The sequence below is a fragment of the Phaeobacter porticola genome, from assembly GCF_001888185.1.
In the GTDB taxonomy this organism is placed as follows: domain Bacteria; phylum Pseudomonadota; class Alphaproteobacteria; order Rhodobacterales; family Rhodobacteraceae; genus Phaeobacter; species Phaeobacter porticola.
In genome coordinates, this window is the sequence record NZ_CP016364.1 from 3,373,671 (window position 1) to 3,396,366 (window position 22,696).

Below are 22,696 nucleotides of genomic sequence, written 5' to 3' on the forward strand. Positions count from 1 at the left end.
CACTTCGAATAATATGTAGCGAATTTCAGAAAAATTAAAACACGTGAATCAAGTGCGATTTAGCTTTAATTTCCAGATCCTTACGAAAAACCCTACACCAGAGGTGTGCGGTTACTGGCACGGGAAGGGCCAACAAGATACACATATCAGGACGAAAGCCCCCTCCCGAAGATAGATCGAGGCTAACCTAAAACAGGTAAGCGCGGAGACAGATCAGACCGATACGCCCGCCAGCAGATCCCCGCGACTTACCTCATCGCGATCGCCTCTGAGCGCGACACTCCCGCGCCGTAGTACCAGAAATTGATCGGCGAGATCATAGGCAAAATCAAAATACTGCTCGACCAAGACAATTGCCATGTCACCCTCATCACGCAGCTGGCGGATCACTGCGCCAATCTGCTGAATGATATTGGGCTGAATGCCCTCGGTCGGTTCGTCCAATAACAACAACTTAGGCCGGGTGATCAATGCCCGCGCGATTGCAAGCTGCTGTTGCTGACCGCCGGACAGATCGCCGCCACGCCTATAACGCATATCGTGAAGCACCGGGAACAGGCTGTAGATCCGGTCAGGCACCCCATGCTCTGTCATAGGCAGGCAGGCAAAACCGGTTTCAAGGTTTTCATGAACCGTCAACAGTGGAAAGATCTCGCGCCCTTGGGGGACATAGGCAACCCCTTTGCGGGCCAGCTGATGCGGCAGTGAAACCACCAATGGTTCGCCATCCAGTGACACAGCCCCCCCTGATCGAGGGTGGCGGCCCGAAATCGCCCGCATCAGGCTGGTCTTACCAACACCGTTGGTGCCCATGACACAGGTTACCTCCCCTTTGGCGGCCTCCATCGTGATCCCGTTCAGGATTTGGGAATGCCCATAGTGCAGGGTCAGATCATTGATACTCAGCATGGTTCAGCGTCCCAGATAGACATCGATAACAGTTTGGTCGGCGGTCACATGATCCAGCGAGCCTTCGGCGAGAACCGAGCCTTCGTGCAGGACAGTGACCTTGCAGTTCAGCCGACGAACGAATTCCATGTCGTGCTCCACCACCACCACCGCGCGCGTCTGGGCGGCGGCGACCAGAATGGCAGTGGTCTGCTCCCGTTCTTCGGGGGTCATTCCCGCTGCGGGCTCATCCACCAGCAACAGCCGGGGTTCCTGCGCAAGCAACATACCGATCTCGAGCCACTGCTTTTGTCCGTGGCTTAACTCTCCTGCCATTCGATGCAGCGCATCGGTAAGGCCAATCTCATCCGCCAGTTGCGCGACACGCGCCATATGTTCAGGCGTCGGCCGGTATAGCAGCACAGCAAGGGGACGATGATCCGCTTTTACTGCCATGATCAGATTGTCTTGAACGCTTTGCTCTTCGAATACGGTTGGCTTCTGGAATTTCCGACCGATCCCCTCTCGTGCAATGCGCGCCTCTGAGCGGGCAAAAATCGACCGCCGCTTACCATCCCAGGTAATGCGGCCCGTGTCCGGTGTTGTCTTGCCTGTGACCACGTCCATGAATGTTGTCTTGCCGGCACCATTCGGGCCGATGATGGCGCGCAGCTCTGTCCGACCGATCCGAAACGACAGATTGTTGATCGCCTTAAATCCGTCGAAACTGACGGAAACACCTGACACTTCCAGCAAGGGATTCATGGCCGCTTCTCCCCGGAGTTCTGCTTCGCGCGGGCAACACGCCGCCTGGTGATCAGATCAAATAGCCCGCCAGCGCCGTTGGGCGCGAACAAGGTGACGAGAACAAAACCCAGCCCCAGCACCACCTGCCACCAATCCACCCACTGGATCGTAAACAAACCAAGATCTATGTCAGGCGCCTGCCCGCCGGTGAACCAACTCGACAAGATCGACACCAGCGCCGCGCCGATAACCGCGCCATACAGTCTGCCGCGGCCGCCTATGGCAACCCAGACCGCCAGATAAATCGAAGCAATTGGCGCCATCTCTGCTGGATTGATAATTCCAGCCTGAGGGTAGTACAGCGCTCCGGCGATCCCTGCGACGCAGGCGGTCCCGGTAAAAACCACCAGTTTGTAGCCTTCGACGGAATAGCCCAGAAACCGCACCCGTGCCTCATTGTCACGGATCCCGCGCAAAACCGAGCCGAACTTACCCCCAACCACCCAGGCTGCAACCATATACCCCAGCCCCAATGCCAGTGCAGATCCCCAGAGGAACCAGATTGACACCAGCGACTGCGGAACGCCGGTCATGCCCGGCAGGTTCTGAAGTCCGCTCAGTCCGTTGTTGCCGCGCAGGCCGCTGTCGTTCTGAAACAGGTATAGCGCCAGCGCCAGTGTCATCGCCTGGGTCAAGATCGACAGATACACACCAGTCACCCGGCTGCGAAACGCAAGCCAACCAAAGACCAGCGCCAATAGGCCAGGCACTGCCACCACCAGAAACAGCTGAAGCGTCAGACTGTCTGCAAAGGCCCAGATCAACGGGAAACTATCGCCCCCCACCACACCAAAGATCTGATGAGCAATGGCATTCTGTACCTCTGTCGGGGTCGGTGGCAGTGTCGCTTGGGACAGCGAGGCCAGAACCGCATCACGGGTTCGCTCGTACATCAGCCACATGCCGATCATGTACCCGCCAAGCCCGAAGAACGCGAAATGTCCAAGACTGAGAATGCCGGTGTACCCCCAGACCAAATCCATCGCGATGGCCACCAGACACAAGCAAAGCGTCTTACCCAATGTCTTGATCATAGATGTGGAAATCACATCTGCTCCCATCCCTTCAGACAGCAAAGTCACACCTAGGGTGAACAGCGCCAGCAGCGAAACAAACACCAGAACAGAGGGGTTACGGGCAAAAAATGAATGCTGCATGGGTCAGTCTCCCGCCGCCCGGCCACGCAGGGCGACAATGCCGCGCGGCCTGAATTGAATGAAGATAATGATCAGCACAATCATATAGGTCTGCGCCGCCAGGGTGTTGGAGGGGGTCAACCACTCGATCCCCTTCTGGGAAAAGCCGATCAACACAGCACCAGCGAGCGTGCCCCAGATGCTGCCAACCCCGCCAACAACTACGGTCATAAAGCTTTGCACGATGTAGTCATTGCCCAGTTCAGAGGTGACTTTTGCAAACAGCCCGATGGCAACGCCAGCAATTCCCGCGATCCCAGAGCCAAGACCAAAGGTCAGCATGTTCACCCGGTCCGGGTTGATCCCCATTGAGGCCGCCATGCCGCGGTTCTGCGTCACCGCGCGGGTTTCCAGCCCCAGCCGGGTGCGTCGCATGATGAACAACAATAACGCCAGGAAAGCCAGCGCCATGCCAAAGATCGCGATGCGGATATAGCTGATCGACACCACGTCGTTAACAATCCATGCGCCATCCAGCCATCCAGGTGCGGTCAGCGGACGTGCCTGGGTGCCGAAGATATTTTTTGCCAGCTGCTGCAATGCGATAGAAATACCAAAGGTGGCCAACAGCGTCTCCAGAGGCCGATTGTAAAGCCATCGGATCACCAGCCGTTCCATTGCAACGCCGACGCCAAAGGTCACCGCAAAGGCCATTGGGATTGCCACCAAGATCGACAGCGTGTGGTTGGGGATCACCAGCTGAACCACATAGCCGGTATAGGCGCCCATCATGATGAACTCCCCATGCGCCATATTGATCACCCCCATGACTCCGAATGTGATGGCCAGACCAATCGCCGCGAGGAAATAGATCGACGCCAGCGAGATTGCATCCAGCGTCAGATCTGCGGTCTGATTGAACGCAACATACGTATCGGTCTCTGCCAGCGCCTGCATCGCAGCAGTGGTCACCGGCTCTGATGGAGTCAGATAAATATCGAAATACCGATATCGGGCGGTCGCGGCCGCCCTTTCATCATCCGTCAGAAACGGCCGGGCGAGGTTGCTTCTTACCAGTGCATCATAGGCGTTCAGTCGTTCCTGTGGGTCTGACAGACGTGCCAGCGGCACACCTCCGACGCGACCCGCTACTATATTTGCCTCCAGTGCCGATTTCACTTCTCTCGGCAAAACCTGTGCAGGTGCCAGATCACGTGCAACAAGGGCCGCATAGGCAGCTTCAAGTGTGATATCTCGACCTAAGCGGCGCTCGCCCGCGACATTGACGTTGTCGGGTGGTCCATTGTCATAAACACGCAATTCGCTCTTCACCAACGGGTTCAGCGTTGCGCGCAGATCAACCCCAAGATCGCCAGACATCTCTCGAATGGCTGCAACCCGCGCATCAGTGTCGTCATCATGTAGCATCGTCAGCAGACGTTCCTGCCGTTGCTTCAACGCGCGCAGCTCCAGATCTGTCTCTGTCGCAATGGACGAACGCAACGGTGCAAGAGCCGCCGAAGACGGATCGCGCAGGATCGACGTCACCGCAGCCTGGCGTGTCAGAAGGTCAGGGTCGTTCAACTGGAATTTCACCAGCGCAGTTCCAATCAGCGCCCGCACACCGGAATTTGGCTTCAGCTGCATCAGCTCTATCTTTTCTGCCTGACCACGCGCAGCTCCACTGTCCAGATCAAACAGATCATACCGACCCGCCCCGGCCTTTTCGGCACGAAAGAATACACCGTCTGCGGTGCGCCGGAACAGGGATTTCGCCTGCCAGACCTGCAACACCTCTTGGGCCTGCGCCAAACCACTGTCGGCAAGTGCGGTGATCGCAGGTTGGATGGTCCGACGTGAACTTTCTTCAATGAGAGCCGCCTGCGTTTGTAACAGATGCTGCATGGGGCGGTTTGTCTCAGCCATTGCCGCCAGGCATCCCCAGAGCAGCAGCAAGCCAGCGGCTAGAAACCGTGTCATGATGGTTTTCAATTCCGTTCAGATAAAAGGATCAGGAGGGGCACAGGACCCCTCCCACGGAGCATGGCTGTCAGTAGTTAGACAGCGTCTGAACGCAGCTTTTGGTGGCGGTGTTGTACATTCCGCAACCGAGATCTTTCCAATCCGACATCAGCACAGCGGATTCTGGAAGGAAGTCGGTCCAAGCATCACCAGGGACCTCTTTGGTCTGGCTGATGATATCGAATTGGCCAGTGTCCAAAATCTCACCAATCAGAACCGGCTTGGCGAGATGATGGTTCGGCAACATCACCGCAGTGCCCCCCGTAAGGTTCGGAACCTCCTGCCCGTACATGGCCGCCCGTACTGCATCGACAGCGGTGCTGCCCGCCTCGGTCGCAGCATTTACCCACATGTTGAACCCAATATAGTGAGCCTCCATCGGGTCGTTGGTCACCCGTTCTTCACCCATGCGATCTTTCCATTTGGCAACAAAAGCACTGTTGGCCTCATCCTCGGCAGATTGGAAATAGTTCCAGGCCGCCAAATGCCCCACCAGGTTGGACGTGTCTAAACCCGACAACTCTTCCTCACCGACCGAAAAGGCCACAACTGGGATATCGTCAGCGCTGATGCCCGCCGCCGCCAGCTCTTTGTAAAAGCCAATGTTGGCATCGCCATTGATGGTCGAGATAACGCCAACCTTTTTTCCGTCCGCGCCCAACGCGACGACATCCGCAACGATCTTGGACCAATCAGAATGGCCAAAGGGCGTGTAGTTCACAAATATATCGCTCTCAGAAATGCCTTTCTGTCCGAGATAGCTGGCCAGGATATTGTTGGTTGTGCGCGGATAGACATAATCTGTGCCCAGCAGCGCGAATTTCTCAACCCCCAACTCTTCCAGAAAGTAGTCAGTGGCCGGGATCGCCTGCTGATTGGGCGCAGCGCCGGTGTAGAACACATTACGCGAACTTTCTTCCCCCTCATATTGCACCGGGTAGAACAGCAGACCGTTCAACTCTTCGACCACCGGCAGCACCGACTTGCGGCTGACAGAGGTCCAGTTGCCAAACATCACATCGACCTCATGCACGCTCAGCAATTCGCGTGCCTTTTCCGCGAACAGCGGCCAGTTAGAGGCCGGGTCAACAACAACCGCTTCCAACTCGCAGCCTAAGACACCGCCTTGGCTATTCTGATCCTCGATCAGCATCAGCATAGTGTCTTTGAGTGTGGTTTCAGAAATTGCCATCGTGCCGGACAGTGAATGCAGCACACCCACTTTTATTGGGCAATCAGCAGCCATCGCCGCGGATCCAAAGGTCGCAAGAGCAGCGGTGGTAGCCAGGACGGATTTACAGGTGGTCATCTAGTCTCTCCTCGCCGGAACGTGGTGGATCCCTTGCGCCAGAGCGCCGGATTTCCTACCTGTACCGGGCAGCTTAGTGTTGCATCCGTGTGGCGGCTGGCGAGATCGCAAATTCCTCCGGTCGTCACACACCCACGATGTCTGAGCATAAGCTCTCGTGGATGGGCCGAGCATTCTGCATCGCAGCAAACTTCGCAAACATCCGGCCAGCCCCCCCTCTAAAGATGTGCGCGACAGCCTGTTTTTTAGTCAGCACTGACCGGATCAGCCTGTATTTTGCACAGACCCTGCGGCGCAGTGGCGGTTTTACCGCTTTGCACTGGCGACGGATCGGCCCTGTGATGAAATCGCGGGCATGACGCATGTTTATTCACACATCCTGCCCTGCACTGCCCTTGCAAACCGCGCCCCACCTCGGGCACGGGGCAAAGCATCAATCGCCGCAAAGCTTCGCAACAAACGCTCTGTGATCGGTGACCTGCGTCAGGCGGGATCACTAAAGCTGCTGTTTCCACGCAGCACCGATCTGGGTCTGCAGACTGTGTTGGTGAATACCGCCGGGGGCATCACCGGAGGAGACCGCTTCGAACTGGAGGCCAAGGCTGCAGCGGGAACAGAGCTGACAGTCACCACCCAGGCCGCAGAACGCGCCTATCGCAGCCAACCCGGTGAGACAGGCCTGATCCGCACACGTCTTGCGGCAGACAAAAACGCCAGCCTGAACTGGCTGCCTCAGGAGACCATCCTGTTTCAGGGCTGCAACCTAGATCGCAGCCTGCAAGTCGATGTGCACAACAGTGCCAGGCTTCTGCTGTGCGAGACAGTGATCTTTGGCCGCGCCGCGATGGGAGAGCGCCTGACACAAGCCCAGCTCCGTGATTGCATTGAGATCCGCCGCGCTGGCGTGCCGCTGTTTCACGATGCAATGGAACTCAAGGGGGATATCGCCGCCCATCTGGCACTGTCGACCACCGCAAACGGCGCAGGCGCTCTTGCAACGGTTGTCTATATGTCCCCAGACGCAGCAGGCCGTCTTGCGCCGGTGCGCCGCCAGTTGGGTCCTACCGCAGGTGCCAGCCTGATTGGCAACGACCTTCTGATCCTGCGCGCCCTCGCCCCCGACAGCTACCTCTTACGTCGATTGTTGATGCCCATTCTTGCGCTTTTGCACCAACGCCCGCTTCCCAGAACATGGATGATCTGACATGAACCTGACCCCTCGCGAAAAAGACAAACTGCTGATCGCCATGGCCGCTGAGGTCGCGCGGAAACGCCTGTCCCGTGGTGTGAAGCTCAACCACCCGGAAGCCATAGCCCTGATCACCGACTCCGTTGTCGAAGGGGCCCGTGACGGTCGCTCGGTGGCGGATATGATGCAGGCAGGCGCCCAAGTAATCACCCGTGAGGACTGTATGAAGGGCGTGCCCGAGATGATCCACGACATCCAGGTCGAAGCGACCTTTCGCGATGGCACCAAGCTCGTCACCGTCCACAACCCTATTCGCTGATCGTTCAATCGGAGATCCAAGACATGAAACACCTAACCGCTCTCGCATCCGCCTTCATCCTCACCGCTGGTCCGGCATTGGCCCATGGTGGGGCCCATGTACATCCGCATAGCGCAGAGGCTTGGATGGCCATCACGGTTGTGGCGGTCGTGGCCGTCGGATGCTTCAGCCTGATGCGGGGGCGCAAATGATCCCCGGCGAACTGCTGCCCGCGACAGGAACGCTGGAACTGAACCCAGGCCGACCTGTCACCACATTGATAGTGGCCAACACTGGCGATCGCCCTGTGCAGATCGGGTCACACTACCATTTTGCCGAGGCAAACCCCGCGCTGGCCTTTGACAGGGATGCCGCGCGCGGACAGCGGCTTGATATCGCGGCAGGTACGGCTGTGCGGTTTGAACCCGGCCAGCGTCGCGATGTGCAGCTGATCCCGATATCCGGCGCACGGCGGATATTTGGCTTTAACGCCGCAGTCATGGGGGACCTGTGATGCCAGCGCAAATCACGCGCACCGACTACGCGGCAATGTTCGGCCCCACGGTCGGGGATCGGGTCCGGCTGGCAGACACCGACCTGATCATCGAGGTTGAGCGCGACCTGATTGCCGAGGCGGGCCGCGACGACACCGCGATGGCCTATGGCGAAGAGGTGAAATTCGGCGGCGGCAAGGTGATCCGCGACGGTATGGGACAATCCCAGGCCAGTCGCGCAGAGGGCGCAGTAGATACTGTGATCACCAACGCACTGGTCGTGGATCACAGCGGCATCTACAAGGCCGACATCGGCCTGCGGGATGGGCGTATCACAGCCACCGGCAAGGCCGGTAATCCAGATACACAACCCGGCGTCTCGATCATTGTCGGGCCGGGAACCGAGGTCATCGCGGGTGAGGGCCGCATCCTGACCGCTGGCGGTTTTGACAGCCACATTCATTTTATCTGCCCCCAACAGATTGATGAGGCGCTGCATGCCGGCCTGACCACTATGCTGGGCGGTGGCACCGGCCCGGCCCATGGCACGCTGGCAACCACCTGCACCCCCGGCCCCTGGCATATTGGGCGGATGCTTCAGGCAGCCGATGCCTTCCCGATGAACCTCGCCTTCGCGGGAAAGGGCAACGCTTCTCAACCCCGTGCGCTGGAAGAACAGGTAAACGCCGGGGCCTGCGCCATGAAACTACACGAGGATTGGGGCACCACCCCCGCGGCCATTGATTGCTGCCTGACTGTCGCCGACGCCATGGACGTGCAGGTGATGATCCACACCGACACGCTGAACGAATCCGGTTTTGTTGAACATACTCTGGCCGCCATGAGAGGCCGCACCATTCACGCCTTTCACACCGAAGGGGCCGGTGGTGGCCACGCGCCGGATATTATCAAGATCTGCGGCGAGGAACATGTCCTGCCGTCCTCAACCAATCCAACGCGCCCCTTTACCGTCAACACGATCGAAGAACATCTCGACATGCTGATGGTCTGTCATCACCTCGACAAATCCATCCCCGAAGACGTCGCCTTTGCCGAAAGCCGGATCCGGCGCGAAACCATCGCAGCCGAGGATATCCTGCACGACATGGGCGCCTTTTCGATCATTGCCTCAGACAGCCAAGCCATGGGCCGCGTCGGCGAGGTGTTGATCCGCACTTGGCAGACCGCTGACAAGATGAAGAAACAGCGTGGGCGGCTGGCAGAGGAAACCGGGGAAAACGACAATCACCGGGTCCGTCGCTATATTGCGAAATACACGATCAATCCCGCTATCGCCCATGGGATCGCCCATGAAATCGGCAGTATCGAAGTGGGCAAGCGGGCTGATCTGGTTCTTTGGAACCCTGCATTTTTTGGCATAAAACCCGAAATGGTCCTGCTTGGCGGGTCGATCGCGATGGCACAGATGGGCGATCCCAATGCGTCGATCCCGACGCCGCAGCCAGTCTATTCGCGTCCGATGTTCGCAGCTTTTGGCCGGTCAGTCGAAAACTCCTCTGTCAGTTTTGTGTCCGAGGCGGCGCAGGCCGCAAGCATTGGCAGCGATCTGGGTCTTGCAAAACAGACCTGCGCGGTTCGAAACACCCGCGAGATCGGCAAGACCGACCTGAAACTCAACACCTCTCTGCCACGGATTGAAGTGCACCCAGAAACCTACGAGGTGCGCGCCGATGGCGAATTGCTGACCTGTGCCCCGGCAGACGAGCTGCCGATGGCCCAACGCTACTTTCTCTTCTGACGGAGCCAGCTGATGCCCCTCCCCCTTAGCCAAACCAAAATCCACGCCCATGAGGTCGATGACCAGATCACCCTTAGCTACGAGGATCGTTTCCTGCGCCGTAAAGTGCTCACCAGCGATTGCGGAGCACGCTTTCTGGCGGATTTCCCTTCGACTATGTCTCTCGAAGATGGTGACGCCTTTGTCCTAGAGGATGGGCGCAAAATCGGCGTACGCCCGGCTGACGAAGCGCTTCTGGAAGTGACCGGTGATCACCTCTTGCGCCTGGCCTGGCATATCGGCAACCGTCACATGCCCTGCCAGATCGAAACGGGCCGCCTGTTGATCCAGCGCGACCATGTGATCCGCGAGATGCTGCACCAATTGCGGGCCACGCTGCGCGATGTTGTCGAACCTTTCACGCCCGAGGGTGGTGCCTACGGCCATGGCCGTACCCACAGTCATTCTCATGGCGATGCCGACCCTGCCGCCCCCCATGCCCACTGACGCGCAGCTACTCACACTCGCACAGTGGTTCTCTCCCGCCTATCCGGTGGGGGCCTTCAGCTACTCCCACGGATTGGAGTGGGCAGTGACTTCAGGTGGTGTCAACACTGCGGCAGAGCTGCGGAACTGGGTCGCCACGGTGCTGGACCACGGGGGAGGTCGATCAGATGCGCTGTTTCTGGCAGCCGCCTATCACTCCATAGATGCAGATGCGGCCAAACAAATTGATGCCGAATGCCGTGCCTTCGCCCCAGCGCAGGAGCGCCTGCAAGAAACCGATCTTCAGGGCGCGGCTTTTTGCCAGATCACCAACGCCGTCTGGCCACAAACAGACATTGACGCTCTTACCCTGCCGGTGGCCGCCGGGCGCGCAGCCCGGATTTGCGACATGCCAGTTGGGACAACCTCAGCATTCTATCTGCATAGCTTTGCATCCAATCTGGTGGCCGCGGGACAGCGGCTTGCCCCAATCGGCCAAAGTGCGGCGCAGGTTATCGTCAATGAACTCGCCCCCCTCTGCCACGACATCGCTGCGCAAACGGCTGATGGCGACCTAAGCCGCCTCTCCTCCACCAGTTTTCTTGCCGATATCGCCGCCATGAAACACGAAACCCAACACTCGAGGATATTTCGAACATGACCCAACTAAATGGCCCGTTGCGCATTGGAATCGGTGGTCCTGTCGGCGCGGGCAAAACCACCCTGACCGCCGCGCTGAGCGAAGTCTTTCGCGACAGCCACTCCATCGCGGTGATCACCAATGATATCTACACACAGGAAGACGCCGAGGCGCTCGTGCGGATGCAGGTCCTGCCGCAGGACCGCATTCTGGGTGTCGAGACCGGCGGCTGCCCCCACACAGCCATCCGCGAAGATGCCTCAATCAACCTTGGGGCCGTGTCCGAGATGATCAAACGTCACCCTGATCTGGAGATTGTGCTGATCGAAAGCGGTGGCGACAACCTCTCTGCCACTTTCAGCCCGGAACTGGCTGATCTGACGCTTTATGTGATTGATGTTGCTGCCGGCGAAGAGATCCCGCGCAAAGGCGGTCCTGCCATCACCCGTTCGGACCTGTTGATCATCAACAAGACCGATCTCGCACCGCATGTTGGCGCCGATCTTTCTGTGATGGAGCGTGATGCCAGCCGTATGCGCGGCCCCCGTCCCTTTGTGTTTGCCAACCTCAAATCCCGTGAGGGTATCGACAAGATCTGCACGCTGGTCCACGCGCTTGGCGGCCTAGCGTAGCCCCTGCCCCAGGGGCAAAGACGACCGTGGCACGGTCTGGAACCACAACACATTCGGCAACAGCGCTAGAAATCTCTCAGGAACATGCCATAAGTGGTGCTACACTGAAAATGGGAGACGTTTCATATGCTTATTGTCGGCTGGCAGGAGCGAGTTGACTTGCCGCTTCTCGGGCTTTCGAATCTCAAGGCAAAGATTGATACCGGCGCGCGCACCTCTGCACTGCATGCAACTGATATTGCTACCTTTGACCGCGACGGGCTCCCCTGGGTGCGGTTTCACACGCGGTTCGATGATGATGCGCATGACACGGATGTGGAATGCCCAGTTCATGATAGACGGGATGTTAAGAATACCAGCGGCATTCCTGAGACACGTATTATTATCCAGACCAAATTCCGCATTGCGACCCGCCTGTGGAAAATCGACCTGTCCCTGACTGAGCGCACCGAAATGAAATTTCGTATGATCGTCGGACGGACAGCACTGCGCGGGCATTCCATTCTCGTCAATCCAGGCAAGCGCAACCTGACAACAATGCCACCGGCCAAACGCCGAAAACACTGAGGATTTACTCATGAAAATTGCTATGCTTGCCCGAAATCCGAACCTCTACTCGCATAAGCGTCTGGTTGAGGCCGCAGAGGCGCGGGGTCATGAGATCAACATTATTGACACCCTGAGATGTTACATGAACATCGCGTCGCGTCGCCCTGAGATCTATTACAATGGCGAAAAGCTGAAAGGGTATAATGCCGTCATTCCGCGCATCGGTGCGTCTGTCACCTTTTACGGCACCGCCGTTCTGCGCCAGTTTGAAATGATGGGTGTTTACCCGCTGAACGAAAGCGTGGCGATCGGGCGATCACGGGACAAACTGCGCTCAATGCAGCTATTGGCACGAGACGGCATTGGCCTGCCGGTGACGACCTTTGCACATGATCCGAAACAAACCGAAGAAGTGCTGAAAGTCGCCGGTAGCGCGCCGCTGGTGATCAAACTGCTGGAAGGCACCCAGGGTATGGGCGTTGTTCTGGCCGACTCCGACCGCTCCGCCAAATCAGTAATCGAAGCGTTCCGCGCGACCAAAACCAATATTCTGGTTCAGGAATTCATCAAGGAGGCCGGTGGGACCGACATTCGCGCCATCGTGATCGGTGGTCGGGTTGTTGCTGCAATGAAGCGGACTGGTGCCGAAGGCGAATTCCGGTCCAACCTACATCGCGGCGGCTCTGCCCAGATCATCAAGCTGTCCCCAGAAGAACGTTCAACCGCTGTGCGGGCAGCCAAATCCATGGGGCTGAACGCCTGCGGCGTCGACATGCTGCGCGCCAATCACGGCCCCGTCGTTATGGAGGTGAACTCCTCCCCCGGACTTGAAGGCGTGGAAAAGGCAACCGGCCTAGACATCGCCGGGATGATGATCGAGTTCCTGGAAAAGAACGCAGAAAAAGGCTCCACCAAGACCAAGGGCAAAGGCTGATGGCAAAACGCGCCGTTTTTGAGATCGGCGGCGAGGTGATCCTGCCCGGAAGCCGTCGCACCGTCGATCTGCCCGTCAGCGCCTTGTCAGATCACACGCCGGTGACGATGTCGGCCCATGTGATCCACGGCAAGGCCGACGGTCCGACCATGTTTGTCAGTGCTGGCGTTCATGGCGACGAAGTCATCGGGATAGAGATCGTTCGTCGCCTGCTCAAATCCTCTGCGCTGCGCGGACTGCGGGGGACGTTGATCGTGGTGCCAATCGTGAATTCCTTTGGATTCATCAATCGGTCGCGTTACCTTCCTGATCGACGTGACCTCAACCGTTCCTTTCCGGGGAGCGAGGGCGGATCGCTTGCCGCGCGTCTGGCAAATCTGTTTCTCACAGAAATCGTATCGCGCGCCGATGTGGGCATCGACCTGCATTCTGCAGCGATCCATCGCACCAATTATCCGCAGGTCCGAATCTCCCCTGATGATATGGGTATGCGGGAGTTGGCCGATGCCTTCGGCGCACCGATCATCATGCAATCGACCATTCGCGAAGGCTCGCTTCGGCAGGCGGCCCAAGACATGGATACTCGCGTTCTTCTCTACGAGGCCGGCGAGGGGCTGCGTTTTGATGAACTGTCAGTCCGGGCAGGTCATGCGGGTATTTTGCGCGTTCTAAAATCTCTTAACATGATTTCCGGTCGCGGCGTCGCCGCCGCCAAAGCCACCCCGCAATTTTGCCCCTCCAGCAAGTGGTTGCGCGCCCCGATGGGCGGCCTCTTTCGCAGCCTGAGGTCTGATGGCGAGCTGGTGCGCGAGACTGACATTCTGGGCATTGTTTCAGACCCCTTCGGTGAGAACGAGCAGGATATCGCAGCCCCCTTTGACGGCATCATTGTCGGCCGCGCCGTACTTCCGGTCGTCAATGAGGGTGATGCGGTGTTCCATCTTGCACGTGTCCACTCCGCTCAGAAAGCCGAGGATGCGATGGATAATCACTCCTCCCAGCTAGCGGATGATCCGATGTTTGACGAAGACGAGATCATCTAGCGCGCGATGACCCGTGCCCCTGCCTTATTCGCCCGATCCTCGCCGCCGCATGTGTTTCCCGGTGGACCTTCAATGGCACCAACTGTTTGGGTTTCAAATATTTTCGCCCGAAATGCATATTAAAAATTTGCTCCAATTAATATTGCGCAACTTGAGATTGCACCTCGAATCCCTGCGCAACACAAGGACGCAAGCAGTTCTGCGCAGCTACAGCGCATATTAGGTGAATTGGGCTTAGGACTCTGGCTATCTTGTGCGCGACGGCGCGACGTAAGCATCAGCCATCAACAAAAAGCGATGAACGGCCTTAAGTCGGTTATCCCCATTGGGAGGGTTGGATGACCGGTCGATTTCTCTCGCAACGCCTTCCCATGCGTGTTCAGCAGCTGCTGAATGGCGTGATCTTTCCGCAGCTGTATGGTCCGCGGCTCCCCCCTCGTCCAATTTTGGCCTGGTGGCGATTCCCCTGTTCATTTTCATGGGGGCGATCCGTGAAGGGTCGGGGCATTGCCAAGCGGCTGTTTCATGTGTTGCCGCTTTGGTTGGTGGACTATGTCTTGATCGTGCAGCTGTCGATTGGCAAGCTGATCGCCGCATCTATCCTGGCTGGCCTGTTGATGGTCGCCTTCTTTGTCGGCTAAATTCTGTTCCCCACTGGCGCAACCTAGTTACCCGATATCATGGTGGGCATCTGAACCTTCGTTCCGCGCGACTGGCAACTGGGGCGGGGAAACGACACCCAATCGCCCAAGGTCAGAGCAGATTGACATCGCGTTCCCTTAAGCAGCCGTTCGGCATCAAATTTGACCACTGTCGGTGCTGTTACGGGCCACAAAACACAGGCGCTGGCGCAGCGTTACACCAAAGCTACAGGACGCAAAGGCGTGGCTGATTCTGCGATTGAGAAACTCGTCGCGCGGACCAAGGGCAAGTGCACAATAACGACCCCTTTAAGGGGGATCGTCAAACTCGGCACCAAACCCTAATAGGGAAAGTGAATTTTATGAAAAGTGGTGAGCCGTGCAGGATTCGAACCTGCGACCCACTGATTAAAAGTCAGTTGCTCTACCAACTGAGCTAACGGCCCACTTTTTCATCGGAACATTGTGTCGTTCCATGGTCGCTCTTTAAGGACATAATCCAGAAGGATCAAGCACTTAATTTGCTTCGAGGCGGCGCGACCGTGTCAGTCTTGCTGTCCCGATAGGCGGCGTATCTAGGCCCAAGGAAGAAGACGGTCAACCCCTTTTTTCAACTTTATCGCCACAAGGGTGGATTCATCTTTGGCAGAGGTCTATATGCCCAAAATGACCATAAGATCAGACACCCGCTTGCCATTTATGAAGATGCATGGCCTTGGCAATGACTTTGTCGTTGTCGACGCGCGCCATCACTCTTGGCAGATCACGCCAGCCATGGCGACCGGAATTGCCCATCGCAATATGGGGGTGGGGTTCGATCAACTCACGGTTATCACATCGGGGGCCGAGGATGCCCATCTCACCTTTTATAATGCCGATGGATCGACCTCAGCAGCCTGTGGCAATGCCACCCGCTGCGTTGCACGCTATCTGATGCAGCAGACTGGCCGCGATACCCTGCGTCTGACCACCGATCGTGGCCAGCTGCTGGCCAAGGATGCAGGCGATGGGCTGACGGCCGTCAATATGGGGCCCCCTCAGCTCGATTGGCAGGACATCCCCCTAGCCGAAGAAATGGATACGTTGCAGTTGCCTATTGAAGGCACCCCAACCGCCACCGGTATGGGCAACCCGCATTGCACCTTCTTTGTTGAGGATGCCGAGCTGATTCCCCTCAGTGAATTTGGCGCCCGTTACGAACACCATCCCCTGTATCCCGAACGTACCAACGTGCAGGTTGCCCATATCGTGGGCACCGATCATCTTCGGATGCGGGTCTGGGAGCGTGGTGTCGGCATCACCCTCGCCTCTGGCTCCTCCTCCTGTGCCACCGCTGTTGCAGCGGCTCGTCTTGGCCTCACTGGACGCCATGTGCAGGTTGATCTGGATGGTGGCACTCTGTGGATTGACTGGCGCGACGATGGCGTCTGGATGACCGGACCCACTTGTCACGTATTCGACGGGACCTTTACCCGTGATTTTCTGGAGAGCCTCTGACATGAGCGCACCCAAATTCACCACCCTCGGCTGTCGCCTGAACGCCTATGAAACAGAAGCGATGAAAGAGTTAAGCCAGCAGGCGGGACTAGAGAACGCTGTTGTGGTGAATACCTGCGCCGTGACCGCCGAGGCGGTGCGCAAGGCACGCCAGGAAATCCGTCGCCTGCGCCGCGAAAACCCAAAGGCGCATATCATCGTCACCGGCTGCGCCGCGCAGACGGAACCGGCAACCTTTTCTGCCATGGCAGAGGTCGACAAGGTCATCGGCAATACCGAGAAAATGCAGGCTGGCACCTGGCAAGCAATGGCCAAGGGGCCGAATTTCATTGGCGAGACGGAAAAGGTCCAGGTCGATGATATTATGTCGGTGACCGAGACCGCCGGCCACCTTATTGATGGTTTTGGCACCCGCAGTCGCGCCTATGTTCAGGTCCAGAACGGGTGCGATCACCGCTGCACCTTCTGTATCATCCCCTACGGCCGCGGCAACTCGCGCTCGGTGCCTGCAGGAGTCGTCGTGGACCAGATCAAACGGCTGGTCGACACGGGCTATAATGAGGTGGTGCTGACCGGCGTCGATCTCACCAGCTGGGGCGCTGATCTGCCCGCCACACCGAAGCTGGGCGATCTGGTGATGCGGATCCTGAAACTGGTGCCTGACCTGCGTCGCCTGCGGATTTCGTCCATTGATTCCATAGAGGTGGATGACAATCTGATGCAGGCCATCGCGACCGAACCGCGTCTGATGCCGCATCTGCATCTCTCGCTGCAACATGGTGACGACCTGATCCTCAAGCGGATGGCACGGCGCCATCTGCGTGACGATGCCATCGCCTTTTGCGAAGAGGCCCGGCGCCTGCGCCCGGACATGACCTTTGGTGCCGACATCATCGCAGGCTTTCCGACGGAAACCGATGCCCAATTTGAGAACTCTCTGCAACTGGTCACAGACTGCAATCTCACTTGGCTGCACGTCTTTCCCTACTCCAAGCGCGAGGGCACCCCGGCGGCCAAGATCCCGAAGCAAGTAAACGGCACAGTGATCAAGAACCGTGCTGCGCGTCTGCGGGCCGCAGGCGCAGCGCAGGTTTCCCGCCATCTGTCAGATCAGATCGGCAAGACTCACAGCATCCTGATGGAAAACCCCCATATGGGCCGGACAGAGCAGTTTACCGAAGTCAGCTTCGCCGCTGCCCAGATCGAAGGACAGATCGTCACCGCGACCCCCACCGGCTTTGAGGGCACCCAACTCACCGTCTGAAGTATCTCCGGTCTATCAAGAAAAAATCTGCCCTATCATGGCCCTCATTCTTTTCCTCCATGGCCCCTCCAGCAGTGGCAAATCCACTTTGGCGTCAGAACTCCGTCGCCAGTCTGAACGCCCATTCCTGCACCTATCCATTGACCACCTGCGCGATAGCGGCGCCTGGGATCCCGCGCGCTACCCTGATTGGCCAACCGCACGACCTGCCTTTTTTGATGGGTTCCACCGCGCCATCGCTGGTTTTGCTGCGGCAGGCAATGACCTGATTATCGAACATATCCTCGACACCCCCGGCTGGCATCGGGATCTGCAGGACCTGCTCAACAGTCATAACCTGCTCTTTATCGGCTTCGACATCGCACTAGAGACGCTCAACGCCCGCGAACAGCAGCGTGGCGACCGCCCCATTGGTAGCGCGGCTGCAGATACCAGACACATTCACGACCGCTTGCACTACGATCTGCACCTGGATGGCAGTCGCCCAGTCACCGAAACCGCAGCAGAAATCCTGCAAACGCTCTGCAATCCCTTGCCCCGCTCACGTTTCTTCGCCTGACGCAGCAGCGATCCACCCGTCATCTTTCCCCAAATACTCCGGGGTGAATGCGCCGTAGGCGCAGAGGGGCAGCGCCCTTCAGGCCAAGTGCAGACGGCTTCGCCAAAAAGAAAAACCCCCGCAGGGCTGACCTGCGAGGGTTTTAGATGTCTTCGAAGTCCAGCGCTTAACTGGATTTCTTGCCTTTGTGCGGTGCCCAAAGACGCTTGTTGGTCAGATACAGCAGCACCGACAGCAGTGTCAGGAACAACACGCCGACAAAACCGGCCTGCTTACGGGCCATCATCTTCGGTTCTGCCGACCACATCAGAAAGGCCGCAACGTCCTGAGACATGGCTTCCACATCATTGGCGTGACCGTCGACGAACTCAACCTGCTCATCCGACAGCGGCGGCGCCATCGAAATCCAGCCGCCAGGGAAGGCGGTGTTCTCGTAGAACGTGGTGCCCGCTTCGTCCTTGGTTTCACCGGTATAGCCCGCCAGCAGCGAGGCGATGTATTCCGCACCACCAATGCCCTTGAACAGCTGGTTCATTCCGGACCCATAAGGACCGTGGAAACCAGCACGCGCCTTGGCCATCAGGCTCAGGTCAGGCGCACCAGCGTTGGTGTTTGCCGGAAAGTGATCGGTCGGTTTTGCCGGGCGATCTTCGTCTTCCACAGGATCGTAGACCGAGAAGTTCTCGGCCGCATAGGCGCGCACCTGATCCGCAGGCAGGTTCGGGCCGCCTGCATCTGCCAGTGTGCGCAGTGGCACCTGTTTCAGACCGTGGCAAGCCGCACAGACCTCGGTGTAGATCTGCAAGCCGCGCTGCAGCTGGTTGGTGTCGTAGGTGCCGAACGGGCCTTCAAACGAAAAGTCGTAGTCTTCAACATGGCCCGAGCCTCCTGCCGCAAAGGATGCGGCAGGTGCCAGAGACAGTGCGAAGGCGGCACCAATGGCTAGTTTTTTCAACATGGTTGCTGTCCTTCTCATTTACTCGGCGGGAGTGGCGTCAGCGCCAGACTTTTTGCCGTAGTGGGCGTCAAAGTCTTCCTCGATGGTGTCAGGGATGGCCTGCGGTTTCTCAATCACGCCCAACAGGGGCAGAATGACCAGGAAGTAGCCAAACCAATAAGCCGAAGCGATCAGCGAGAAGGAGGCATAAGGCTCTTCCGCAGGCATCGCACCCAACCACATCAGGGCAAAGAAGTCGATCACCAGCAGCAGGAACCACCACTTGAACTGCGGGCGATAGCGACCCGAACGCACACGGCTGGTATCCAGCCAAGGCGCCAGCGCCATCACAGCAATCGCACCAAACATCGCCAGCACACCAAAGAACTTGGCGTCAACAATGCCACCGGTCACAAAGGAGGCAATCTGCACCACCCACACTTCCGAGGTGAAGGCCCGCAGGATCGCGTAGAACGGCAGGAAGTACCATTCAGGAACGATATGCGCAGGTGTCACCAGCGGATTGGCTTCGATGTAGTTGTCCGGGTGGCCCAGGTAGTTCGGCATAAAGCCGACGATCGCCCAGAACACCAGCAGCACGACGGCCAGACCAAGGAAGTCCTTGATCACAAAATAGGGCCAGAACGGCAGCGTGTCTTTCTTGGCTTCGTCCTTGGAACCACGGCGCACTTCAACACCGGTCGGGTTGTTGTTGCCAGTGGTATGGAACGCCCAGATATGAACAATCACCAGGGCTGCGATCACGAAAGGCAGCAGGTAATGCAGTGAGAAGAAGCGGTTCAGGGTGGCGTTGTCCACAGCAGGCCCGCCCAGCAGCCAGGTTTGCAACGCTTCGCCCACAAACGGAATCGCGCCAAACAGGCCGGTGATCACGGTCGCACCCCAGAAGGACATCTGACCCCAGGGCAGAACATAGCCCATAAACGCGGTGCCCATCATCATCAGATAGATTAGCATACCGATGATCCAGGTGATCTCGCGCGGCGCTTTGTAGGAGCCATAGTAGAGACCACGGAAGATGTGGATATAGACCGCCACAAAGAACAGCGACGCGCCATTGGCGTGCAGGTAGCGGATCATATAACCGCCGTTCACGTTGCGCATGATATGCTCAACGCTGGAAAATGCCAGATCGACGTGCGGTGTGTAGTGCATCACCAGAACGATGCCGGTGGCAATTTGTAGGGCCAAACAAAAGGCCAGGACGATGCCCCAGATCCACAACCAGTTCAGGTTTTTGGGCGTGGGGATCATGATGGTGTCATAGATCAGGCCGACGATGGGCAGACGGCTGTGCAGCCACTTTTCGCCACCGGTTTTCGGCTCATAATGATCGTGCGGAATGCCGGACATGAATGCCTCCCTTATCCCAGTTGGATCGTAGTTTCGTCAAGGAACACAGCGGTCGGAACCGGCAGGTTCTCAGGCGCAGGACCTTTGCGGATACGGCCAGCGGTATCGTAGTGCGAGCCGTGGCAAGGGCAGAACCAGCCATTGAAATCGCCAGAACCGTCACCCAATGGCACACAACCGAGGTGGGTACACACCCCCATCATGACAAGCCATTCACCGGCGTCATCCAGTGTGCGGTTTTCATCGGACGCGTCCAGACCGGGTTTGTTTGCGTTGCGGTCCTGTTGGTCGGGCAATTCCGACAGCTCGACCGCACGTGCCTCGTCGATTTCTTCTTGGGTGCGGCGGCGAATGAACACCGGCTTGCCAAGGAACATGACAGAGAGCTGAGTTCCCACTTCAACGCCGCTCACATCCACGATAATCGAGGACAGAGCCTGAACGTCAGCCGAGGGGTTCATCTGGTTGACCAGGGGCCAAATTACGGCGCCCGCAGTCACTGCCCCGGCGCCGGCAGTGGCGTAATAGAGGAAATCTCTCCGGGTTCCTTCGTTGTCTTCTGCGTGGGACACGAGGTTTTCTCCAATTCCAGCGCCCGTTTAGGGCAAACATGCGCATACACTGCGCAAAGAACGCAGTGACTCATCGCGGGTATCTAGCGGGGAGAAGGGCTTTCGTCCAGCGGTCATAGGCGCGCAGATGGACGCAGTCGCAAGTAATTATGCTCAACTGTTGCAAACAGACTCGTATATTTGCATCCCCACCCGGTATTACAAGGGCAATGGCTCAGCTTTCGGGGGGCCGAGTCGCCTGCATGGACGCCCGCGAATCGAATGTGGCAAACCAGTCTGCGAGGGCCTCATTTCCCTTGCGCCAGCCCATGTCCGGGTGACGGAAATCCACATAAGCCAGCGCACAGGCCACCGCGATCTGGCCCATCCGCAACGGGCCTTGCAGATGGGCCATCCAGCGTGCGTTCAACGCAGTGCAGCCACCCAGTACCTTGCCGTTCTGCCCTTCGATCCACTCTGGCCACTGCTTGTCCGCCGGACGCAGGCGTTTTTCATAGGACAGCAATACAGCCGCCTCCATAATGCCATCAGCTGTAGCCTCCAGCACCTTGGTCTCCCAGCCGCCACCATACATCGCGCCGCCGGCCCGTTCTGCGAGATAGGCGCAGATCACACGGCTATCATAAAGCGTGGTCCCCTCGGCCCGTTCCAGTGCGGGGATTTTGGCCAGCGGATTCGCCGCTTTCAGATCGCTGCTGGGATCAATTGGCGTGGTCGCCACCGGACACAGCTCGACATCCTGCAATTGCTGCGTTTCATGCAACAGCACCATGACTTTGCGCACATAGGGCGATGTGGGCGCGTGATAGAGTTTCATGTCGAATGTCCTTTTGAGTGATAATCTGGCCAGTTGCGTTTCACTCTAACTGCGCAGGCCCGTAGGAAAACCCCCATAAGCAGCGATACCGCGCGCTCATGTCTTGCCTTTGGCACATCTTGCCGCCATGGTCGCGCTGTTCTCAGGGCGGGGTGAAATTCCCCACCGGCGGTAAGCGGGCCAGTCCCGCAAGCCCGCGAGCGGTCATTTTGAGAGGCTTCACAGCTTGAACCGAAAACCGGTTCCCACTTTTTGGGCTGTGAACGCGCTGGGAATGATGTCCAGCAGATCTGGTGCAATTCCAGAGCCGACGGTCATAGTCCGGATGGAAGAGAACGTGTGACAGGGCCACGGGGGACGTGTGCCCTCATCACTCGTGATCGCCTTGGGTGACGTGTCAAACCTATAGGAGATACCACAATGACACACACCCGATTTGCCTTCATCAAGGCGCACTGGCATTCTGATATCGTTGATCGCGCGCTGGAGGGCTTTCAGGAGCTGATCCCCGCAGAGCAGATCGACGTGTTTGATGTCCCCGGCGCCTTTGAGATGCCGCTTCTGGCCAAAGAACTGGCCAAGACCGGCAAATACGACGCCATCGCCTGTGCGGCCTTTGTCGTGGACGGCGGCATCTATCGCCATGATTTTGTGGCCCAGGCTGTGGTGGACGGTCTGATGCAGGCCGGTATGGAGACCAACGTACCGGTCCTGTCCGTCTCCCTGACGCCGCACCATTATCAGGAAACCGATCATCACAACGCAATCTACCGCGCCCATTTCGTCGACAAGGGGCGCGAGGCGGCCAATGCCGCGCTGATGATCACCAAGACCCGCAAAGAGGCCTTGAGCGAGTAACCTGCAATAGGC

The 22,696-nt window shown here is 58.0% G+C and carries 25 protein-coding genes, 1 tRNA gene and 1 riboswitch; of the genes, 16 read left to right on the top strand and 10 right to left on the bottom strand.

Annotation, left to right across the window (positions count from 1 at the left end):
- Positions 1-213: 213 nt before the first annotated feature.
- The 5 genes from urtE to urtA form a co-directional block, all read right to left on the bottom strand.
- Positions 214-909: an urea ABC transporter ATP-binding subunit UrtE gene (urtE, locus tag PhaeoP97_RS16145; protein WP_072505937.1), complete on the bottom strand. Its 696-nt coding sequence runs from the start codon at positions 907-909 to the stop codon at positions 214-216.
- Between the two features lie 3 nt (positions 910-912).
- Complete coding sequence (urtD, locus tag PhaeoP97_RS16150; protein WP_072505938.1) at positions 913-1,653, bottom strand: urea ABC transporter ATP-binding protein UrtD; 741 nt, start codon at positions 1,651-1,653, stop codon at positions 913-915.
- Positions 1,650-2,852: an ABC transporter permease subunit gene (locus PhaeoP97_RS16155; protein ID WP_072505939.1), complete on the bottom strand. Its 1,203-nt coding sequence runs from the start codon at positions 2,850-2,852 to the stop codon at positions 1,650-1,652. The genes urtD and PhaeoP97_RS16155 overlap by 4 nt, the downstream gene beginning before the upstream one ends.
- A gap of 3 nt (positions 2,853-2,855) precedes the next feature.
- A complete protein-coding gene (gene urtB / locus PhaeoP97_RS16160; protein ID WP_072505940.1) occupies positions 2,856-4,811 on the bottom strand; it encodes an urea ABC transporter permease subunit UrtB in 1,956 nt (651 codons plus the stop codon).
- Positions 4,812-4,881: 70 nt separating this feature from the next.
- The gene (gene urtA / locus PhaeoP97_RS16165) at positions 4,882-6,162 is read right to left on the bottom strand and encodes an urea ABC transporter substrate-binding protein (RefSeq protein WP_072505941.1); all 1,281 of its coding nucleotides are present in this window, start codon (positions 6,160-6,162) and stop codon (positions 4,882-4,884) included.
- Between the two features lie 355 nt (positions 6,163-6,517).
- Here urtA and PhaeoP97_RS16170 point away from each other — a divergent pair, with 355 nt between their 5' ends.
- The 12 genes from PhaeoP97_RS16170 (at position 6,518) to PhaeoP97_RS20455 (ending at position 14,806) form a co-directional block, all read left to right on the top strand.
- Entirely contained in the window at positions 6,518-7,366 is an 849-nt protein-coding gene (locus PhaeoP97_RS16170) for an urease accessory protein UreD (RefSeq protein ID WP_072505942.1), read from the top strand.
- Position 7,367: 1 nt separating this feature from the next.
- Entirely contained in the window at positions 7,368-7,670 is a 303-nt protein-coding gene (locus tag PhaeoP97_RS16175) for an urease subunit gamma (protein WP_072505943.1), read from the top strand.
- Between the two features lie 23 nt (positions 7,671-7,693).
- Positions 7,694-7,861: a hypothetical protein gene (locus tag PhaeoP97_RS20450; protein ID WP_192849666.1), complete on the top strand. Its 168-nt coding sequence runs from the start codon at positions 7,694-7,696 to the stop codon at positions 7,859-7,861.
- Positions 7,858-8,163 carry an urease subunit beta gene (locus PhaeoP97_RS16180; protein ID WP_072505944.1) on the top strand — a complete coding sequence of 102 codons (306 nt, stop codon included), beginning with the start codon at positions 7,858-7,860 and terminating at the stop codon, positions 8,161-8,163. The genes PhaeoP97_RS20450 and PhaeoP97_RS16180 overlap by 4 nt, the downstream gene beginning before the upstream one ends.
- A complete protein-coding gene (gene ureC / locus PhaeoP97_RS16185) occupies positions 8,163-9,902 on the top strand; it encodes an urease subunit alpha (protein WP_072505945.1) in 1,740 nt (579 codons plus the stop codon). The genes PhaeoP97_RS16180 and ureC overlap by 1 nt, the downstream gene beginning before the upstream one ends.
- A gap of 12 nt (positions 9,903-9,914) precedes the next feature.
- Positions 9,915-10,388: an urease accessory protein UreE gene (locus PhaeoP97_RS16190; RefSeq protein ID WP_072505946.1), complete on the top strand. Its 474-nt coding sequence runs from the start codon at positions 9,915-9,917 to the stop codon at positions 10,386-10,388.
- The gene (locus PhaeoP97_RS16195) at positions 10,378-11,028 is read left to right on the top strand and encodes an urease accessory protein UreF (protein ID WP_072505947.1); all 651 of its coding nucleotides are present in this window, start codon (positions 10,378-10,380) and stop codon (positions 11,026-11,028) included. The genes PhaeoP97_RS16190 and PhaeoP97_RS16195 overlap by 11 nt, the downstream gene beginning before the upstream one ends.
- Positions 11,025-11,639 carry an urease accessory protein UreG gene (gene ureG / locus PhaeoP97_RS16200; RefSeq protein WP_072505948.1) on the top strand — a complete coding sequence of 205 codons (615 nt, stop codon included), beginning with the start codon at positions 11,025-11,027 and terminating at the stop codon, positions 11,637-11,639. Before PhaeoP97_RS16195 ends, ureG begins: the two co-directional genes overlap by 4 nt.
- A 126-nt stretch (positions 11,640-11,765) precedes the next feature.
- Positions 11,766-12,206 (top strand): ATP-dependent zinc protease family protein, encoded by a 441-nt coding sequence (locus tag PhaeoP97_RS16205; protein WP_072505949.1) that lies wholly within the window; start codon positions 11,766-11,768, stop codon positions 12,204-12,206.
- Between the two features lie 10 nt (positions 12,207-12,216).
- A complete protein-coding gene (gene rimK / locus PhaeoP97_RS16210; RefSeq protein ID WP_072505950.1) occupies positions 12,217-13,122 on the top strand; it encodes a 30S ribosomal protein S6--L-glutamate ligase in 906 nt (301 codons plus the stop codon).
- The gene (locus tag PhaeoP97_RS16215; protein WP_072505951.1) at positions 13,122-14,165 is read left to right on the top strand and encodes a succinylglutamate desuccinylase/aspartoacylase family protein; all 1,044 of its coding nucleotides are present in this window, start codon (positions 13,122-13,124) and stop codon (positions 14,163-14,165) included. Before rimK ends, PhaeoP97_RS16215 begins: the two co-directional genes overlap by 1 nt.
- A gap of 491 nt (positions 14,166-14,656) precedes the next feature.
- A complete protein-coding gene (locus PhaeoP97_RS20455; protein WP_192849667.1) occupies positions 14,657-14,806 on the top strand; it encodes a hypothetical protein in 150 nt (49 codons plus the stop codon).
- Between the two features lie 370 nt (positions 14,807-15,176).
- Here the strand turns inward: PhaeoP97_RS20455 and PhaeoP97_RS16225 are convergent.
- Positions 15,177-15,252, bottom strand: a tRNA-Lys gene (locus PhaeoP97_RS16225).
- 211 nt (positions 15,253-15,463) lie between these two features.
- On the opposite strand from PhaeoP97_RS16225, the gene dapF reads away from it, so the two are divergent.
- Genes dapF through PhaeoP97_RS16240 form a run of 3 tightly spaced genes read left to right on the top strand, consistent with a single transcriptional unit; the run spans position 15,464 to position 18,126 of the window.
- A complete protein-coding gene (dapF, locus tag PhaeoP97_RS16230) occupies positions 15,464-16,303 on the top strand; it encodes a diaminopimelate epimerase (RefSeq protein ID WP_072505953.1) in 840 nt (279 codons plus the stop codon).
- Between the two features lies 1 nt (position 16,304).
- Positions 16,305-17,567, top strand: coding sequence for a tRNA (N(6)-L-threonylcarbamoyladenosine(37)-C(2))-methylthiotransferase MtaB (mtaB, locus tag PhaeoP97_RS16235; RefSeq protein WP_072505954.1), 1,263 nt, complete (start codon positions 16,305-16,307; stop codon positions 17,565-17,567).
- A gap of 37 nt (positions 17,568-17,604) precedes the next feature.
- A complete protein-coding gene (locus PhaeoP97_RS16240) occupies positions 17,605-18,126 on the top strand; it encodes a chloramphenicol phosphotransferase CPT family protein (protein ID WP_072505955.1) in 522 nt (173 codons plus the stop codon).
- Positions 18,127-18,292: 166 nt separating this feature from the next.
- On the opposite strand, the gene PhaeoP97_RS16245 is transcribed toward PhaeoP97_RS16240, so the two are convergent.
- From PhaeoP97_RS16245 to PhaeoP97_RS16260, 4 genes are all read right to left on the bottom strand, one after another.
- Positions 18,293-19,084, bottom strand: coding sequence for a cytochrome c1 (locus PhaeoP97_RS16245; protein WP_072505956.1), 792 nt, complete (start codon positions 19,082-19,084; stop codon positions 18,293-18,295).
- Positions 19,085-19,102: 18 nt separating this feature from the next.
- Positions 19,103-20,437, bottom strand: coding sequence for a cytochrome b (gene petB, locus PhaeoP97_RS16250; protein WP_072505957.1), 1,335 nt, complete (start codon positions 20,435-20,437; stop codon positions 19,103-19,105).
- A gap of 11 nt (positions 20,438-20,448) precedes the next feature.
- Complete coding sequence (gene petA, locus PhaeoP97_RS16255) at positions 20,449-21,009, bottom strand: ubiquinol-cytochrome c reductase iron-sulfur subunit (protein WP_072505958.1); 561 nt, start codon at positions 21,007-21,009, stop codon at positions 20,449-20,451.
- 214 nt (positions 21,010-21,223) lie between these two features.
- Positions 21,224-21,826 carry a glutathione S-transferase gene (locus PhaeoP97_RS16260; protein WP_072505959.1) on the bottom strand — a complete coding sequence of 201 codons (603 nt, stop codon included), beginning with the start codon at positions 21,824-21,826 and terminating at the stop codon, positions 21,224-21,226.
- Between the two features lie 134 nt (positions 21,827-21,960).
- Positions 21,961-22,167, top strand: a riboswitch (FMN riboswitch).
- Positions 22,168-22,246: 79 nt separating this feature from the next.
- On the opposite strand from PhaeoP97_RS16260, the gene PhaeoP97_RS16265 reads away from it, so the two are divergent.
- Positions 22,247-22,684 (top strand): 6,7-dimethyl-8-ribityllumazine synthase, encoded by a 438-nt coding sequence (locus PhaeoP97_RS16265; protein ID WP_072505960.1) that lies wholly within the window; start codon positions 22,247-22,249, stop codon positions 22,682-22,684.
- The last annotated feature ends 12 nt before the right edge of the window (positions 22,685-22,696 follow it).

Coding starts and splice junctions, on each gene's coding strand:
- urtE (WP_072505937.1), bottom strand. CDS start 909: ATGCTGAGTATCAATGATCTGACCCTGCACTATGGGCATTCCCAAATC.
- urtD (WP_072505938.1), bottom strand. CDS start 1,653: ATGAATCCCTTGCTGGAAGTGTCAGGTGTTTCCGTCAGTTTCGACGGA.
- PhaeoP97_RS16155 (WP_072505939.1), bottom strand. CDS start 2,852: ATGCAGCATTCATTTTTTGCCCGTAACCCCTCTGTTCTGGTGTTTGTT.
- urtB (WP_072505940.1), bottom strand. CDS start 4,811: ATGACACGGTTTCTAGCCGCTGGCTTGCTGCTGCTCTGGGGATGCCTG.
- urtA (WP_072505941.1), bottom strand. CDS start 6,162: ATGACCACCTGTAAATCCGTCCTGGCTACCACCGCTGCTCTTGCGACC.
- PhaeoP97_RS16170 (WP_072505942.1), top strand. CDS start 6,518: ATGACGCATGTTTATTCACACATCCTGCCCTGCACTGCCCTTGCAAAC.
- PhaeoP97_RS16175 (WP_072505943.1), top strand. CDS start 7,368: ATGAACCTGACCCCTCGCGAAAAAGACAAACTGCTGATCGCCATGGCC.
- PhaeoP97_RS20450 (WP_192849666.1), top strand. CDS start 7,694: ATGAAACACCTAACCGCTCTCGCATCCGCCTTCATCCTCACCGCTGGT.
- PhaeoP97_RS16180 (WP_072505944.1), top strand. CDS start 7,858: ATGATCCCCGGCGAACTGCTGCCCGCGACAGGAACGCTGGAACTGAAC.
- ureC (WP_072505945.1), top strand. CDS start 8,163: ATGCCAGCGCAAATCACGCGCACCGACTACGCGGCAATGTTCGGCCCC.
- PhaeoP97_RS16190 (WP_072505946.1), top strand. CDS start 9,915: ATGCCCCTCCCCCTTAGCCAAACCAAAATCCACGCCCATGAGGTCGAT.
- PhaeoP97_RS16195 (WP_072505947.1), top strand. CDS start 10,378: ATGCCCACTGACGCGCAGCTACTCACACTCGCACAGTGGTTCTCTCCC.
- ureG (WP_072505948.1), top strand. CDS start 11,025: ATGACCCAACTAAATGGCCCGTTGCGCATTGGAATCGGTGGTCCTGTC.
- PhaeoP97_RS16205 (WP_072505949.1), top strand. CDS start 11,766: ATGCTTATTGTCGGCTGGCAGGAGCGAGTTGACTTGCCGCTTCTCGGG.
- rimK (WP_072505950.1), top strand. CDS start 12,217: ATGAAAATTGCTATGCTTGCCCGAAATCCGAACCTCTACTCGCATAAG.
- PhaeoP97_RS16215 (WP_072505951.1), top strand. CDS start 13,122: ATGGCAAAACGCGCCGTTTTTGAGATCGGCGGCGAGGTGATCCTGCCC.
- dapF (WP_072505953.1), top strand. CDS start 15,464: ATGCCCAAAATGACCATAAGATCAGACACCCGCTTGCCATTTATGAAG.
- mtaB (WP_072505954.1), top strand. CDS start 16,305: ATGAGCGCACCCAAATTCACCACCCTCGGCTGTCGCCTGAACGCCTAT.
- PhaeoP97_RS16240 (WP_072505955.1), top strand. CDS start 17,605: ATGGCCCTCATTCTTTTCCTCCATGGCCCCTCCAGCAGTGGCAAATCC.
- PhaeoP97_RS16245 (WP_072505956.1), bottom strand. CDS start 19,084: ATGTTGAAAAAACTAGCCATTGGTGCCGCCTTCGCACTGTCTCTGGCA.
- petB (WP_072505957.1), bottom strand. CDS start 20,437: ATGTCCGGCATTCCGCACGATCATTATGAGCCGAAAACCGGTGGCGAA.
- PhaeoP97_RS16260 (WP_072505959.1), bottom strand. CDS start 21,826: ATGAAACTCTATCACGCGCCCACATCGCCCTATGTGCGCAAAGTCATG.
- PhaeoP97_RS16265 (WP_072505960.1), top strand. CDS start 22,247: ATGACACACACCCGATTTGCCTTCATCAAGGCGCACTGGCATTCTGAT.